This is a genomic window from Rathayibacter sp. Leaf299 (assembly GCF_001423055.1).
In the GTDB taxonomy this organism is placed as follows: Bacteria; Actinomycetota; Actinomycetes; order Actinomycetales; family Microbacteriaceae; genus Rathayibacter; species Rathayibacter caricis.
Window position 1 is genome coordinate 97019 of the sequence record NZ_LMNT01000001.1, and the last position, 15058, is coordinate 112076.

Sequence of the window (15058 nt, forward strand, 5' to 3'; positions counted from 1 at the left end):
GATACGCGCCTGCGGCGCTACTCGACCAGCAGAGGTGGGGGGCCTTGCTGATCGAGTAGCCGCGCAGCGGCGTATCGAGATCCGCGTGTCCGGGAGTCGTGGGTCTCGATACGCCCCTTCGGGGCTACTCGACCAGCGGGGGGGCGTCACTCCACCAGCGTGTACACGCTCGAGGGCCGCCCCGTCGAGTAGCGCAGAGTCCGGGCCGCGCGGCCCGACGCCACCAGGTGCTCGAGGTACCGCCGCGCGCTCACCCGCGAGATGCCGACGGCGACGCTGACCTCGGTCGCCGACGCGTCCGCATCCGGTCGCAGCGCGCCCAGCACCGACGCGAGCGTCTCGGTGCTCAGCCCCTTCGGCAGCGCCTGCGCCCGCGCGCCCGAGGTGAAGAGCACGTCGATCTCGTCCTGGTGCAGCCCCGCCGCCCCCTCGAACAGCCGGCGGTCGTGCGCCACCTCGTCCAGCCGGTTCCGCAGCGCCGTCGCGCTGAACGGCTTCACCAGGTAGTGGTGCACCCCCGCCGCCCGCGCCGCGCGCACGCTCTCCACGTCGCGCACCGCCGTCACCGCGATGAAGTCCGGCTGCGGCCCGGCGGTCGCCCGCACCGCCCGCAGCACGTCGAGCCCCGAGAACCCGGGCAGGTGGAAGTCGAGCAGCACCACGTCGGGCTGATGCGCCTGGATCGCGGCGACCGCGGACGGTCCGTCGCCCGCCACCTCCCGCACCTCGAACCCGGGGTGCGCGGCGACGAACCGCTCGTGCAGGGCGGCGATGGCGGAGTCGTCGTCGACGATGACGACCGACAGCGGGCCGGTCACCGCACCACCTGGACGGCCGCGACCGGCGGCAGGTGCAGGCGCGCGGTGAGACGCGCCCCTCCCCACTCCGACGCCCCCGCCGTGACGGTGCCGCGGTTGCGCTGCGCCACGCGGCGCACGAGAGCCAGCCCGATGCCGCGCCCGTGCACCCGCTGCCCGGAGTCGGGGCCGCCCTTGGACGACACGCCCTCCTCGAACACCTGCTCGCGGTGCTCCGGCGGGATCCCCGCTCCGTCGTCGTCGACCTCGATCACGAGGTCCTCGCGGTCGATCGAGAACTGCACGCGCACGCGGTGCCCGGCCGAGCAGGCCTCGAGCGCGTTGTCGACGAGGTTGCCGACCACGGTGACGACGTCGTCGCGCAGGGTCGAGGGCAGGCGGCCTGCGAGGGCCTCGGCGTCGGGAGTCGCGGAGACGGCGAGGTCGATCCGCAGCTCGCGTGCGTGGGCGCTCTTGACCATGAGCAGCGCCGTGAGCTCCGGATCCTCCATCAGCATCTCGGGTGCGATCGCTCCGCCGACTCCGAGCGGGCCTCCGCTGCCGAGCCGCGCGATGAACGCGCGCGCCTCGTCGACGCAGTCGAGCTCGAGCAGCCCCGAGACGACGTGCATGGTGTTCGCGAACTCGTGCGCCTGAGCGCGCAGGCCGGCGGCGAGCGACTGCGCGCCGTCGGTGTCCTGCATCAGCTGGTGCAGCTCGGTGTGGTCGCGGAGCAGGAGGGTCGCGCCGACCGTGCGCTCGCCGCGGCGCGTGCCGGTGCCGCGCGCGATCAGGATCCGCTCGCCCGCGAGGACCAGCCGTCCTTCGCGCTCGCCCGCCTCGAGCACCTCGAGCAGCGACGGCTCGAGCACGTCGCGGGCCAGCGGAGGAGGCTGGGCCGGATCCGGCGACCAGCCCAGCAGCGCCGTCGCCGCGTCGTTGACCAGCACGATCCGCCCTGCCGCGTCGACCGTCACCACGCCCTCCGAGAGCCGGTGCAGCATCGTCTCCTGCTGCGTCACGAGCGACGCGATCTCCTCCGGCTCGAGGCGGAAGATGCGGCGGCGGATGATCGCGGTGACCCAGGCGGCGCCGAAGATCCCGAGCACGGCCGCGCCCGCCATCGCCCAGAGCAGCCAGCTGAGGTGGCCGAGGAAGTCCTTCCGCAGCGCCGACTCGAGGATCCCGACCGAGGCCGTGCCGATCACCTCCCCGTCGGAGCCGAACACCGGCACCTTCACCCGCCACGACTCGCCGAGCGTGCCGGTCTGCGTGCCGACGAAGGTCTGCCCGGCCAGCGGCACGGAGGGATCGGTCGAGACGCGCTCGCCGATCCGCTCGGTGTCGGGGTGCGAGAACCGCACGCCCGCGCGGTCGGTGACGACCACGTAGGTGACGTCGGACGCCTCCCGGATCACCTCGGCGATCGGCTGGATCACGATCGAGGGGTCCTCGTCGTCGAAGGCCTCGGTGATCGCGGGCAGGTTCGCGACCGAGCGCGCGACTCCGGTCATGCGGTCGAGGTAGGAGGAGCGCAGCGAGCGCTCCTGCAGCGATCCGGCGACGAGGCCGGTCGCGACGACGGCGACAGCGACGATCAGCGCCTGCAGCAGCAGGAGCTGTACTCGAAGCGACATTGCCCGAACCACCCGCCCATCATGTCGCGCCACGGGTGCCGCTGCGTCGCTCCGGGACCGGATCGAGACCGACCGGTCGCCGACCAATAGTTACGAAAGCCCGCACTTAGTTTCCGAAGCCGCGGCCGCCGCGTCGCTCTCATTAGGTTCTGACTCGCGCGCCGCAGCGGCGCATCACCCCGATCTCGCACTCGGGAGTTCTCAAAGGAGAGAAAGAACCATGCGATCCAAGCCCTTCCTCGTCGTGCTCGCCGCCTCGACCCTCGCCCTCACCGCCTGCTCGTCCGGAGGGACCGCCTCCGAGGAGCCCGCCGCCGGCGGCGCCGTCGAGTCGCTCCAGATCATCGTCCCCGCCGACCCGGGCGGCGGCTGGGACCAGACCGGCCGCGCGATGTCGCAGCTGCTGACCGCCGAGGAGCTCGTCGGCTCGGCCCCCGTCACCAACGTCGGCGGCGCGGGCGGCACCGTCGGCCTCGCCTCCCTCGCCAACGAGAAGGACCCGAACACCCTGATGGTCACCGGCCTCGTCATGGTCGGCGCGGTCGAGACCAACGCCGCCGACGTGCGGATGGAGGACACGACTCCGATCGCCCGCCTCACCGAGGAGTCGCTCGTCATCGTCGTGCCGGCCGACTCCGAGTACGAGACCCTCGAGGACCTCGCCGACGACATCGTCGACAAGGGCCAGGAGGTCACCGTCACCGGCGGCTCCGCGGGCGGCGCCGACCACATCCTCGCGGGCCTGCTGCTCGAGTCGGCCGGCCTCTCGGGCGACGAGATCGCCGAGAAGCTCAACTACATCCCCAACTCGGGCGGCGGCGAGGCCGTCTCGCTGATCCTCGGCAACAACGTCGGCGCCGGCATCTCGGGCGTGGGCGAGTTCCTCGAGCACATCGAGGCCGGCACCATGCGCGCCCTCGCCGTCTCGTCGGCCGAGCCCGTCGAGTCGCTCCCGGACATCGAGACCATGACCGAGGCCGGCTACGACGTGACCCTCACCAACTGGCGCGGCGTGCTCGCCCCCTCCGACATCACGGAGGAGGAGACCGCGGCCCTCACGGACCTCGTCACCGAGCTGCACGGCACCGAGGCGTGGACCGAGGAGCTCGCGACCCGCGGCTGGACCGACGCGTTCCTCACCGGCGACGAGTTCGGCGACTTCCTCGAGTCCGACATCACCGAGGTCGGCGCCACGCTGAAGAACATCGGGCTGGTCGACTGATGTCGACCTCCGCTCCTCCGGTGGCCCCGGGGACGGATGCGGCCCGCGCCGACCGGGGCCGCCTGATCGGCGAGCTGATCTTCGCGGTGCTCGCCGTCGCCCTCGGGATCTTCGTCTTCGTCGGCGCGTTCTCGATCCGCGCTCCCGGCGCCGGCTCGCAGGTCGGCCCGCGGGTCTTCCCGTTCCTGGTCAGCGGCATCCTCACCTTCTCGGCGGTCATGGTGCTGATCGACGTCCTCCGCGGCCGCCTCGGCCCGCAGGAGGAGGGCGAGGACATCGACTCCTCGGCGAAGACCGACTGGGTCACCCTGGGCAAGCTCGTCGCCTTCGTCATCGCGCACATCGTCCTCGTCGACCTGATCGGCTGGGCGCTCGCCGCGGCCGTGCTCTTCGGCGGAGTCGCCTGGTCGCTGGGCGCGAAGAAGTGGTGGGTCGCGATCCTCGTCGGCCTGGCGCTGGGCCTGGTCGTGCAGATCGTCTTCGGCGGCCTGCTCGGGCTCTCACTGCCGCTGGGTCCGCTCCTGGGCTGGCTGCAGCCCCTCCTCGACGCGATCGGAGGCTGACGTGGACAACATCTCGGCACTGCTCGAGGGCTTCGCGATCGCCGCGCAGCCCGAGTACCTGGTCTTCGCGTTCCTGGGCGTGCTGGTCGGCACCGCCGTCGGCGTGCTGCCCGGCATCGGCCCGGCCATGACGGTGGCGCTGCTGCTGCCGCTGACCTACACGCTCGACCCCACCGCGGCGCTGATCACCTTCGCCGGCATCTACTACGGCGGCATGTACGGCGGCTCGACCACGAGCATCCTGCTGAACACGCCGGGGGAGTCGGCCTCGATCGTCACCGCGCTCGAGGGCAACAAGATGGCGAAGATGGGGCGCGGAGCCGCGGCCCTCGCCACCGCGGCCCTCGGCTCGTTCGTCGCCGGCACCGTCGCCACCGTGCTGCTGACCCTCCTCGCCCCGACCATCGCGGCCTGGGCCGTGAACCTCGCTCCCGCCGACTACGTGGCCCTGATGGTCATCGCGTTCATCACCGTGGGCGCCCTGCTCGGCTCCTCCGTCTGGCGCGGACTCAGCTCGCTGGGGCTGGGCCTCTTCGTGGGCCTGGTGGGCACCGAGATCCTCTCGGGCCAGCAGCGCTACACCTTCGGACTGCTGCCGCTCGCCGACGGCATCGACGTGGTGCTCGTGGCGGTCGGCCTCTTCGCGGTCGGCGAGACGCTCTACGTGGCGTCCCGGATGCGGCACGGCGGCATCCAGGTGATCCCCGTGACCCGCGGATGGCGCAGCTGGATGACTCGCGACGACTTCAAGCGCTCGTGGAAGCCGTGGCTGCGCGGCACCGCGATCGGCTTCCCGATCGGCACGATCCCGGCCGGCGGCGCGGATGTGGCGACGTTCCTGTCGTACGCGACCGAGCGCAAGCTCTCGAAGCACAAGCACGAGTTCGGCCGCGGGGCGATCGAGGGCGTGGCCGGTCCGGAGTCGGCGAACAACGCGGCGGCGGCGGGCGTGCTCGTGCCGCTGCTGACGCTGGGACTGCCGACGACCGCGACCGCCGCGATCATCCTCTCGGCGTTCCAGAGCTACGGCATCCAGCCCGGACCGCAGCTGTTCACCAACCAGCCGGGACTCGTCTGGGCGCTGATCGCGAGCCTCTACATCGGCAACGTGATGCTGCTGGTGCTGAACCTGCCGCTGGTGGGCATGTGGGTGAAGCTGCTGCAGATCCCGCGCCCGTACCTCTACGCGGGCATCCTGACCTTCGCGGTGCTGGGCGCGTACGCCGTCAACTTCTCGACGGTCGACATCGTGATCCTGCTGGTCGTCGGAGTGGTGGGCTACTTCCTCCGCCGCTTCGGCTACCCGGTGGCGCCGCTGGTGATCGGGCTGATCCTCGGCCCGATGGCGGAGGCGCAGCTGCGCCGGGCGCTGCAGCTCTCGCAGGGCGACCTGACCGCGCTGGTCACCCGTCCGTTCGCGGCCTTCGCGTACCTCGCGCTGATCGTCATCATCGCGCTCGGCCTCTACCTCCGCTCGCGCCAAAGCCGGATGGAGCGGGCGATCGCCGCGGCGACGGTCGTCGACGAGTCGGTGCAGTCGGCGGTCGACACCGCCTACCGCCCGGGCGAGCGCCCGACCGACATCGACACCACCGGCGTGAACCAGGTGACGGGCACGACCGGCATCCGCACCGTCGAGAAGGGCCCTCGCCGCAAGAAGTAGCCCCCCGCTGGTCGAGTAGCCGCGCAGCGGCGTATCGAGACCCGCCCCTCCACGAGACGTCCTCGGACCGTCGAGACACCCCGCAGCGGCGGGACGTGTCGACGGCACGGGGACGTCTCGTCGTCCGCGGCGCGGGGTGGCTGGAGGGGCGGATCTCGATACGGCCGCTGCGAGGCCTACTCGATCAGCAGGAACGCCGCCGCTCGAGTAGCCGCGCCGCGGCACCCCCTCTGCCGGTCGAGTAGCCGCGCAGCGGCGTATCGAGACCCGCGTCCGCCGACGGCCGGCGTCAGCCCTCGACGGGCTCCCACCCGTTCTCCCGGCAGGCGTCCGCGAAGGCGGCCGACGCCGTGGTGAAAGCGGCCTCGTCGCCGGATCCGAGCGCTGCCGTCATCGCGGCCGACGCGCTCCGGAGCTCCGCCGGATCCTCGCCCGTCAGCAGCTCGGCGACGGTCTCGACGATGCGCTCGCGCCGTTCCTCCAGCCGTCCTCCGCTCACCCAGCCCGCGTGAGCGTTGCACGCCTCGGTCGCCGGGGTCGAGAGGCCGGGCGCGCAGCCCGCCAGCGCGAGCACCAGCGCGGTCGCCACTCCGACCTGCGCGCCGAGTCGCCCGGGAAGGCGCGTTCTCCCGGCGTGTCGGCAGCCGTTCCGGGCAGCTGAGCGCGGGCCGGTCATGCCGGCAGCAGGCCGATGATCACCGACATCACCAGGATCGTCACGAGCTCGTGCGTGACGTTGAGGATCGTGAGCTTCGCGGGGCGGCCCTCGAAGGCGTCGTGGGTGATCATCCGGGCTGCGGTGAAGCCGACGAAGAGGAACAGGCCGGTGATCAGGGAGTTCGCGAACCAGCTTCCGCCGTAGAAGGCGTGCGCGATGTCGACGCAGCCGGCCAGGACCAGCGCGGTGACGAGGCTGACGACCAGGGTCACCAGGATCGGCACCACCGCGCTGCGGGTGCGCATGCTCTCGTCGGTGATGCCGGTGAGGCGCATCCAGAGCGTGCCGAAGACCTTCGGGGTGTACCAGACCGAGCCGACGATCATCGTCGAGAGGGTGGCGAGGGCGACGGCCCAGGGATTGATGTCGGGGACCACGGCGGGGCCTTCCTCGAGGGGCGCCGCGGGTTCGGCGTGCCGCTCACCCTAGGGCCGCGGCGCCCGCTCCGGGCGGCCCCTCAGCGCGCGGGCGGCACCTCGATCGCGTGCGCGCTCCCGCTCACCGTGATCCCTCCGGAGGCGGGGACATCGACGAGCAGCACGCTCGGCCGGCCGACGTGGCGACCCTGGCGCACGACGACGCGGGTGGGAGGCGCGGCCGCGCCGATCGCGCGCAGCCAGCCGCCGAGCGCGGCGGCCGCGGAGCCGGTGGCGGGGTCCTCCGAGAGGGTGCCGACGGGGAACAGGTTGCGCGTTTCGAACGCGCCGTCGGGCAGGGCCCGCGCGATCGTCACCGTGCCGCTCCAGCCGCGCGCGTCCATCAGCAAGCGCATCGCCGCCGGCTCGAACGAGAACCCGTCGAAGACCGCGGCGTCCTCGAGCACCAGGATCGGATGCCGGTTGCCGGCGTACGACTCGGCCGGCGCGAACCGCGCATCCAGCGCCGCCCGATCCAGGCCCAGGAGCCTCAGGATCGCGTCGATGTCGGCGTCCGGCAGCGGGACGACCCGCGGCTCGACGCTCGTGAACGAGGCGAGCACGGCGCCGTCCTCGACGCGCGTCCCGATCGCGACCTCGCCGACGGGGGTGTCGAAGACGAACGCTCCGGCTCCGTCGCGCTCGGCCAGGGCGACCGCCGTGGCGATGGTCGCGTGGCCGCAGAACGGCACCTCGGCGACCGGCGAGAAGTAGCGCATCCGGAACCGCCGCGGCCCGATGCGCTCGATCGCGAAAGCGGTCTCGGCGTAGCCGACGTCGGCGGCGATGCCCTTCATCGCGGCGTCGTCGAGGGCGGTCGCGTCGAGCACGACCCCGGCGGGGTTGCCGCCGTCGGGGGTCGCGGGGAAGGCGGCGAGGCGGAGGATCTCGGTCACGCGGTCCACCGTGCCCGACCCGGGCGGGGTGCGGTAGGGCCGATGCGGGGTGCGCGGCCCTCCCCGGGCGCCGATCCGTCGAGAACGGCCGGCCCGCGCGCTCTCCGCCGGCCGTTCGTGACGGGTCAGCGGCCGCAGGACGCCACCGACCGCCGAAGCCGCGCCGACCGGACGGCGCTCAGAGCGACGCGAGGTACGAGCGCCACCCGCCGAAGCGGGTGATGTCCTCGGCGCCCTCGACCGCGATCGGCTCGACCAGGAACCCGCTCACGAGTGTCCCGTCGGCCAGCGTCACCTTCCCGATCGCCATCGGCTGCGGCAGCGCGGCGACGAACGAGCCGAACGCTGCGTCGTCCAGCCGCCACACCTCCACCTCGAGGGCCGAGCCGTCGGCGACGCGCACCACTCCGGGCTTCGGCGGCGTCGTGGCCAGGGCGACCAGCCGGTAGTCGGTGCTCGTCGTGGTCGTCGAGACGAGCTCGGCGCCCCGATCGGTGAGCTGCCCGTTCAGCGGCTGGCCGGTCAGGTGGGCGCCGGCGACGGCGAGGAGGACGGTCATGAGCGGTTCCAGACGAGGTCGGCGAGTCGGTGGTCGGAGAAGGCGGGGCCGATGAGCTGGACGCCGAACGGGAGCCCGTCGACGACGCCGGCGGGGTAGGCCACGGCCGCCAGATCGAGCAGGTTGGCGAAGTTCGTGAAGCGGCCGAGGCGCGAGTTGACGCCGATCGGATCCGCGGCCACGGCTGCGAGCGTCGGATGCTCGACCGTCGTCGGCAGCAGCAGGGCGTCGATCCGCTCGAAGACCTCGTCCGAGACGACGCGGGCCCGGTCCAGGCGCTCCTGGTCCTGGAAGAGCTTCCACGCCGGCAGCTCCCGCGCCGCGCCGATGATGCGGCCCACGGTCGGGTCGACCTCGTCGGCGTGCGCGTCGACGAAGGCGCCGACGGCGGCGTAGCGCTCGGCGACGAACGCGCCGTCGTAGAGCATCCGAGCGGTCTCGAGGAACACCTCGATGTCCAGGGGGACCACCTCGGCCCCCGTCGCGACCCAGCGCGCGGCTTCCGCGTCGAAGGCCTCGGCCCAGCCGGGGGCCAGTTCGCCGACCTGCCCCGGCAGCGGCACGCCGATCCGCGGGGTCCCGGCGACCGGAGCCGTGGATCCGGAGCGGCTGAGCGGGTCGCGTGCGTCCGGCCCCGCCATCACGTCGAGTGCCCGCCGTGCGACGGCGGGGTCGGCCGCCATCACCGTCACGACGTCCAGGCTCCGGCAGGCCGGCACGACACCCGCCGCGCTCACCCAGCCCTTCGTCGGCTTCAGCCCCACGAGTCCGTGGAACGCAGCGGGAACGCGTCCGGAGCCCGCGGTGTCGGTTCCGAGCGCGAAGTCGGCCGCACCCAGCGCGACCGCGACGGAGGAGCCCGAGGACGAGCCTCCGGAGATGCGCGTCTCGTCGACCGCATGCCGCACCGCCCCGTAGGGGGAGCGGCTGCCGACGAGCCCGGTCGCGAACTGGTCGAGATTGGTGGAGCCGAGGACGACCGCTCCGGCCGCGCGCAGCCGCGCCACCGTCGTCGCGTCCTCGACGGGCTCGAAGGCGAAGGCCGGGCACGCCGCGGTCGTCGGCAGTCCCGCCACGTCGATGTTGCCCTTCACCGCGAAGAGCAGCCCGGCGAGCGGCAGCGCCGGATCGACCGCTGCCAGCTCGGCCACCACGTCGGCCTCGGGCCGCAGCGCGATGAACGCCTCGGGTCGCGACCGCAGCCGCTCGTAGCGCTCGGCGACGTGCGCCGCCGTGTCCCGGATCATGCCGCCTCCTCCTCGATCAGCGGTTCGAGCACGACGAGCACCGTCCCCGCCGTCACCTGGACGCCCACCTCGGCGACGACCTCGACCACGCGGCCGGCCGTCGGCGCGGTGACGGGCGCCTCCATCTTCATCGCCTCGAGGGCGACGAGCGTCTGACCGGCCTCGACGAGATCGCCGACCGCCACGTCGAGCCGGAACACCGTCGCGACGAACGGCGCCTCCACGGCCTCGCAGCCCTCGGGCACGACGACCGCGGGGCCGTCGGCCGGAGCCGGCACCGCGTCCTCGCGGTCGAACTCGCCCGAGGCGCGCCACGCGTCGCGCTCGGCGCCGAACGCGGCGGCCTGCCCTTCGCGGAACTCGGCGATGCCGGAGGCGTTCTCCGCGAGGAACTCCTCGTACTCGGCGAGCGAGAACTCGCCGTCCTCGATCCGCAGCGGCAGGCGTCCCGCGGCCATCTCGGCGCGCAGCTCGAGCAGCTCCTCCGGCTCCACCGGATACCAGCGGATGCGGTCGAAGAAGCGCAGCAGCCACGGCACTCCGTCCTCGAAGGCCCCGGCCTGGTGGTGCGTGGACCAGATCGGCACCGTGCGGCCGACGAACTGGTACCCGCCGGGGCCCTCCATCCCGTAGATGCAGAGGTAGGCGCCGCCGATGCCGACCGCGTTCTGCGGGGTCCAGGTGCGCGCCGGGTTGTACTTCGTGGTCACCAGGCGGTGCCGGGGGTCGAGCGGAGTCGCGACCGGCGCGCCGAGGTAGACGTCGCCGAGCCCCAGCACCAGGTACTCGGCCTCGAACACCGTCCGGTACACGTCGTCGACGCTGTCGAGGCCGTTGATGCGGCGGATGAACTCGATGTTCCACGGGCACCACGGAGCGTCGTCCCGGACTCCGGCCATGTAGCGGCGGATCGCCTCGCGCGTCGACGGGTCGTCCCACGCCAGCGGCAGGTGCACGGTGCGGCTCGCGACCCGCAGGTCCGCGGTCGCCGGCAGCACCGCCTCAGCCGCGAGGACCGCCTGCGCGACGGCCTCGGTGCTCGTGGTGCGCGGATCGAAGTGGACCTGCAGCGAGCGGATGCCCGGGGTCAGCTCGATCACGCCCGGCAGGCCGGCGGCCTCGAGCGTCTCGGCGATCGCGTGCACCCGCATGCGGGAGGCGATCTCGAGGCTCATCTCGCCGACCTCGACGAGCAGGTTGGCGTCTCCGCTGCGCCGCAGCACGACCGAGGGTGCGCCGTCGCGGGCCGGCAGCCGGTGCAGGACGCCCTGGTCCTCGACCGGTGCCCGTCCCGCGCTCGGCACGTCCAGCGGCGCGTCCAGGAGTCCCGTCGCCTGCGCGGAAGTGACCGGCACGAACCGCACGGTGTCGCCCGGACGGAGCTGACCGAGCCGCCAGAGGTGCCCGGTCGCGACCGTCGCGGGGCAGGTGAAGCCGCCCAGGCTCGGACCGTCGGGGCCCAGCAGGATCGGCAGGTCGCCGGTGTAGTCGACCGCGCCGACCGCGTACGGGGTGTCGTGGATGTTGGAGGGGTGCAGTCCCGCCTCGCCGCCGTCCGAGCGGGCCCAGCGCGGCTTCGGCCCGACGAGGCGGACGCCGGTGCGCGCGGAGTTGAAGTGCACATCCCAGTCGGTGGCGTAGAAGACGGCCATGTCGTCCTCGGTGAAGAACTCCGGAGCGGCGTGCGGGCCCTCGAGCGCCGCGATCGTCCACGCCTTCGGGAACTCGGGGCGTTCGGCAGACGGCACCGGAGCGGCGGGCTGCGGTGCCGCCGGAGTCCGGATCCCGAGGACGTCGCCCGGCGCGAGGGCGCGTCCGGCGTGTCCGCCGATCGCGCCGAGGTCGAAGGTGCTCGCCGATCCGAGGATCAGCGGCACGTCGAGGCCGCCCTCGACCAGGAGGTACATCCGCATGCCGCGCTCGGCCGTGCCGACGGCGAGCACGCCGCCGGCGGGCACTTCGACCGGCTCCCAGGCCGCGACCGGTGCTCCGTCGAGCGTCGCGGGCGCGGGGGCGCCGGTCAGCACGATCCGCGTGGCGCTGTGGAAGCGGAGCGTCGGCCCGCTCATCGTCATCTCGAGTCCGGGCGCCGCGGCGGGGTTGCCGAGAGCCTCGTTGCCGAGCCGGAACGACAGCGGGTCCATCGGCCCCGACGGCGGGATGCCGACCGGCCAGTAGCCGAGGCGCCCGGGCAGGTCCTGCACCGTGGTGAGCATGCCGCCCTTGAGCACTTCGAGCCGCGGAGTCGCGTCGCGGATCCCGTCGAGCGTCGCGGTCGAGTGCTCCGCCGCGAGGACGGCGGGCTCGACGGCGATCGCGCGCAGGAGGCCGGTGTTCGTCGCGATCCCGTCGACCCGGGTGCCCTCGAGCGCCTCGCCGAGCGCCGCCCAGGCCGCAGCGCGGTCCTCGGCGTGCACGATCACCTTCGCCAGGAGCGGGTCGTACGCCGTCGAGACCTCGCTGCCGGGGCGGATCCAGCCGTCGATCCGCGCGCCCGCCGGGTACTCGAGGGCCGTGACCGTGCCCGAGCTCGGCGCGTTGCCCAGGTCGGGGTTCTCAGCGTAGACGCGCGCCTCGACCGCCGCTCCGGAGGGTTCGGGAAGCGCGTCGAGGAACGCCGTCTCGCCCTGCGCGAGTCGCAGCATCCACTCGACGAGGTCGATCCCGTAGCGCGCCTCGGTGACGGGGTGCTCGACCTGCAGGCGCGTGTTGACCTCGAGGAACGCCGCCTCCTGCCGCACCGGGTCGTAGATGTACTCGACGGTGCCGGCGCTGCGGTAGCCCGCGTCGGCGCAGAGCCGCGCCGACGCCTCCGCGATGCCCGTGCGCACGGAGTCGGGCAGGTCGGGGGCGGGACTCTCCTCGATCACCTTCTGGTTGCGGCGCTGGAGCGAGCAGTCGCGGTCGCCGAGGGTGAGCACGCGTCCGTCGCCGTCTCCGAACACCTGCACCTCGACGTGGCGGGCCCGCTCGACGAGCCGCTCGAGGAACACACCGGCCGAGGAGAAGCCGGCCTCGGCGAGACGCCGCACCTCGCGCCACGCGGTGCGCAACTCGGACTCGTCGCGGCAGGCTCGCATGCCGATGCCGCCGCCTCCCGCCGTCGCCTTGAGCATCACGGGGTAGCCGATCCGCTCGGCCTCGGCGGCGGCGTGGTCGGCGTCGTCGAGCAGCCCGGTGCCGGCGAGCATCGGCACCCCGGCGCGCTCGGCCGCGCCGCGGGCGGTGTGCTTCGCGCCGAAGATCTCGAGCTGCTCGGGGGTCGGACCGACGAACACGATCCCGGCGGCCTCGCAGGCGCGCGCGAACTCGGCGTTCTCGCTCAGGAACCCATAGCCGGGATGGATCGCACCGGCGCCGGTCGCCCGCGCGGCCTCGAGGATCCGGTCGATCCTCAGGTAGCTCTCGCCCGCGGCGGCCGGACCGATCCGCACGGCCTCGTCGGCGAGCGCGACGTGCGCGGCGCCGAGGTCGGCGTCGGAGTGGACCGCGACGGTGCGCAGGCCCATCCGCTTCGCCGTCCGCAGGATCCGGACCGCGATCTCGCCGCGGTTGGCGACGAGGAGCGTGTCGAAGGTCATCGCGCGGCCACTCCGTCGAAGACGATCATCTCGGCGCGCGAAGGGTCGAAGCCGTTGCAGGGGTTGTTGATCTGCGGGCAGTTCGAGACGACCACGAGGGTGTCGCGCTCGGCGCGCAGCGTCACGCTGAGACCGGGGGAGGAGATGCCGTCGACGATGCCGAGAGCGCCGTCGGGGTCGACGGGCACGTTCATGAACCAGTTGACGTTCGACACCTGGTCGCGCTTGCCCATCCCGTAGCGCGAGAGCTCCGCGACGAAGTTCTCGGCGCACGCGTGCTGCGAGTAGGTGTGGAAGCCGTAGCGGAGCGTGTTGCTCTCCTTCGAGCAGGCGCCGCCGAGGGTGTCGTGGCGCTCGACATCGGTCGCGATCACGCTGAGCAGCGGGCGGTGCTCGGCGTCGCGCAGCACCGAGCCGGCCGTCAGGTAGACGCTCGACTGGGCCTGCAGCGTGGCCGGGGCGGAGTAGGCCGTGTGGTCGACGGCGTCGTAGGCGAGGAAGTCGACGGCCTGGTTGCCGTCGACGTCGACGATCACGAGGACCTCGCCCGCCCGCAGCAGACGCGACCAGGGCGCACGGGCGGCGACGGTCTCGCGGTGGATCTCGGTGCCGTGGTCGGTGCTCATGCGATGCCCCTCGCCTGCAGGAAGTCGTCGGTGTTCAGGAACGCGCGGCGCCCCTCCGGACTCGCGGAGCGCAGTGGATCGTCGGGCCCGGCCGGCTCGCCGCGCCAGGCGAGCACGTCGACCGGGCCGCACGAGTAGGCCGGCCGGGGGTCGAGCGGATGCGCGGTGTTCGCCAGCAGGACGATCGCCGGCATCTCGAGGCGGAGGACGACCGAACGGCCCGGTCCGGCGCTGCCGAGGTACTCGGGGGAGCCGTCCGCGCGGATCCGCACGCCCTGGAAGTAGGAGACGCTGGGCGCGAGATCGCCGCGGCCGAGCCCCTGCTTCGCGGCGCCGAGCAGCAGCAGCTCGCGACCGGAGGGCGAGGGCCCCTGCGGGGAGCCGTCGCCGTAGCGCTCGACGTTGCGGGCGAGGGCGCTCGTGCCGTAGATCGTGTCGTGGTGCCCGGAGTCGTCCGAGACCGTGCTCGCGAGCACGCGGCCCTGGTCGCTCAGCAGCAGCTGACCGGCTCCGGCGTAGACCTGCCACTGCACCTTCACGGTGTCGGCGACGTTGAGGCGCTCGTGCGTGCCGACCGCGCTGGAGAGCAGGAGCGAGACGCAGGCGTCTCCGGTGACGTCGGTCAGGCGGAGGTGGGTGCCGCGGGCGAGGGCGCGGTGTCCGTACCCGCCGCCGGCGATCCGCTCGGACCAGCGCAGGTCCTCGGGCGTCGTGCCCGCGGGCGGATCGGGGTGCAGCCCCGCGGGCAGCAGCGGGCCGGTCTCGGCGGGCGTGCCCTCCTGGGCCCGGGCGTGCGCGCGGGCGCCCGCCGTGGTGGAGGTGGTCGATGCGCTCATCGGTCTGCGCCCTTTCTCGATCGTGCTCCGCGCGGCCCGGCGGTCCCGAGCTTTCTATCGTTCGACAGGAAGTCGATCACGCGCCGGTGTCGCGGGCGTGACCCCGGTGTTGCGATCGTGTTTCGCGTGCGGCGCCGGCGCCGCTTCTCCGAGAGCCGCTTCTCCAGAAGTTGCGGGAAGTGTGAGCGATTACCGCAACTTCTGGAGAGGCACCGAAGGGCCGCCACGCCGTTTCTCAACAAGTTGCGGGAAGTGCGAGCGGTCACCGCGATTTCTGGAGGAGCGCGGACGCGGCAC

The 15058-nt window shown here is 73.2% G+C and carries 13 protein-coding genes; 3 read left to right on the forward strand and 10 right to left on the reverse strand.

Annotation, left to right across the window (positions count from 1 at the left end):
* Positions 1 to 146: 146 nt before the first annotated feature.
* Entirely contained in the window at positions 147 to 818 is a 672-nt protein-coding gene (locus tag ASF48_RS00475; RefSeq protein ID WP_200919763.1) for a response regulator, read from the reverse strand.
* Positions 815 to 2434, reverse strand: a complete 1620-nt coding sequence (locus ASF48_RS00480; protein WP_055784733.1) for an ATP-binding protein — start codon at positions 2432 to 2434, stop codon at positions 815 to 817. Before ASF48_RS00480 ends, ASF48_RS00475 begins: the two co-directional genes overlap by 4 nt.
* A 220-nt stretch (positions 2435 to 2654) precedes the next feature.
* On the opposite strand from ASF48_RS00480, the gene ASF48_RS00485 reads away from it, so the two are divergent.
* From ASF48_RS00485 to ASF48_RS00495, 3 genes are read left to right on the forward strand one after another with little or no spacing between them, the layout of a single operon-like run.
* Positions 2655 to 3656 (forward strand): Bug family tripartite tricarboxylate transporter substrate binding protein, encoded by a 1002-nt coding sequence (locus ASF48_RS00485; protein WP_055784738.1) that lies wholly within the window; start codon positions 2655 to 2657, stop codon positions 3654 to 3656.
* Positions 3656 to 4219 carry a tripartite tricarboxylate transporter TctB family protein gene (locus tag ASF48_RS00490; protein ID WP_082480876.1) on the forward strand — a complete coding sequence of 188 codons (564 nt, stop codon included), beginning with the start codon at positions 3656 to 3658 and terminating at the stop codon, positions 4217 to 4219. Before ASF48_RS00485 ends, ASF48_RS00490 begins: the two co-directional genes overlap by 1 nt.
* Before the next feature lies 1 nt (position 4220).
* Positions 4221 to 5882: a tripartite tricarboxylate transporter permease gene (locus ASF48_RS00495; protein WP_082480877.1), complete on the forward strand. Its 1662-nt coding sequence runs from the start codon at positions 4221 to 4223 to the stop codon at positions 5880 to 5882.
* A 289-nt stretch (positions 5883 to 6171) separates the two neighbouring features.
* Here the strand turns inward: ASF48_RS00495 and ASF48_RS00500 are convergent, their stop codons facing one another.
* The 8 genes from ASF48_RS00500 to ASF48_RS00530 all read right to left on the reverse strand — a co-directional run bounded on the left by ASF48_RS00500 (position 6172) and on the right by ASF48_RS00530 (position 14761).
* Positions 6172 to 6471, reverse strand: a complete 300-nt coding sequence (locus ASF48_RS00500; protein WP_055784743.1) for a hypothetical protein — start codon at positions 6469 to 6471, stop codon at positions 6172 to 6174.
* Between the two features lie 83 nt (positions 6472 to 6554).
* Complete coding sequence (locus tag ASF48_RS00505) at positions 6555 to 6977, reverse strand: DUF1761 domain-containing protein (protein ID WP_055784746.1); 423 nt, start codon at positions 6975 to 6977, stop codon at positions 6555 to 6557.
* Between the two features lie 80 nt (positions 6978 to 7057).
* Positions 7058 to 7912, reverse strand: coding sequence for a PhzF family phenazine biosynthesis protein (locus ASF48_RS00510; protein ID WP_055784749.1), 855 nt, complete (start codon positions 7910 to 7912; stop codon positions 7058 to 7060).
* Between the two features lie 178 nt (positions 7913 to 8090).
* Entirely contained in the window at positions 8091 to 8471 is a 381-nt protein-coding gene (locus ASF48_RS19715) for an allophanate hydrolase-related protein (RefSeq protein WP_200930944.1), read from the reverse strand.
* Complete coding sequence (locus tag ASF48_RS00515) at positions 8468 to 9718, reverse strand: allophanate hydrolase (RefSeq protein ID WP_200930945.1); 1251 nt, start codon at positions 9716 to 9718, stop codon at positions 8468 to 8470. Before ASF48_RS00515 ends, ASF48_RS19715 begins: the two co-directional genes overlap by 4 nt.
* Complete coding sequence (uca, locus tag ASF48_RS00520; protein ID WP_055784752.1) at positions 9715 to 13299, reverse strand: urea carboxylase; 3585 nt, start codon at positions 13297 to 13299, stop codon at positions 9715 to 9717. Before uca ends, ASF48_RS00515 begins: the two co-directional genes overlap by 4 nt.
* On the reverse strand, positions 13296 to 13925 hold the full coding sequence (locus ASF48_RS00525) for an urea amidolyase associated protein UAAP2 (RefSeq protein WP_055784756.1): 630 nt from the start codon (positions 13923 to 13925) through the stop codon (positions 13296 to 13298). Before ASF48_RS00525 ends, uca begins: the two co-directional genes overlap by 4 nt.
* Positions 13922 to 14761, reverse strand: a complete 840-nt coding sequence (locus tag ASF48_RS00530; protein WP_055784760.1) for an urea amidolyase associated protein UAAP1 — start codon at positions 14759 to 14761, stop codon at positions 13922 to 13924. Before ASF48_RS00530 ends, ASF48_RS00525 begins: the two co-directional genes overlap by 4 nt.
* Positions 14762 to 15058: the final 297 nt, after the last annotated feature.

What these genes read in the sequence shown, in the direction of transcription:
- ASF48_RS00480 (WP_055784733.1), bottom strand. Translation starts at nt 2,434, where the DNA reads ATGTCGCTTCGAGTACAGCTCCTGCTGCTGCAGGCGCTGATCGTCGCT.
- ASF48_RS00485 (WP_055784738.1), top strand. Translation starts at nt 2,655, where the DNA reads ATGCGATCCAAGCCCTTCCTCGTCGTGCTCGCCGCCTCGACCCTCGCC.
- ASF48_RS00490 (WP_082480876.1), top strand. Translation starts at nt 3,656, where the DNA reads ATGTCGACCTCCGCTCCTCCGGTGGCCCCGGGGACGGATGCGGCCCGC.
- ASF48_RS19715 (WP_200930944.1), bottom strand. Translation starts at nt 8,471, where the DNA reads ATGACCGTCCTCCTCGCCGTCGCCGGCGCCCACCTGACCGGCCAGCCG.
- ASF48_RS00515 (WP_200930945.1), bottom strand. Translation starts at nt 9,718, where the DNA reads ATGATCCGGGACACGGCGGCGCACGTCGCCGAGCGCTACGAGCGGCTG.
- uca (WP_055784752.1), bottom strand. Translation starts at nt 13,299, where the DNA reads ATGACCTTCGACACGCTCCTCGTCGCCAACCGCGGCGAGATCGCGGTC.
- ASF48_RS00525 (WP_055784756.1), bottom strand. Translation starts at nt 13,925, where the DNA reads ATGAGCACCGACCACGGCACCGAGATCCACCGCGAGACCGTCGCCGCC.
- ASF48_RS00530 (WP_055784760.1), bottom strand. Translation starts at nt 14,761, where the DNA reads ATGAGCGCATCGACCACCTCCACCACGGCGGGCGCCCGCGCGCACGCC.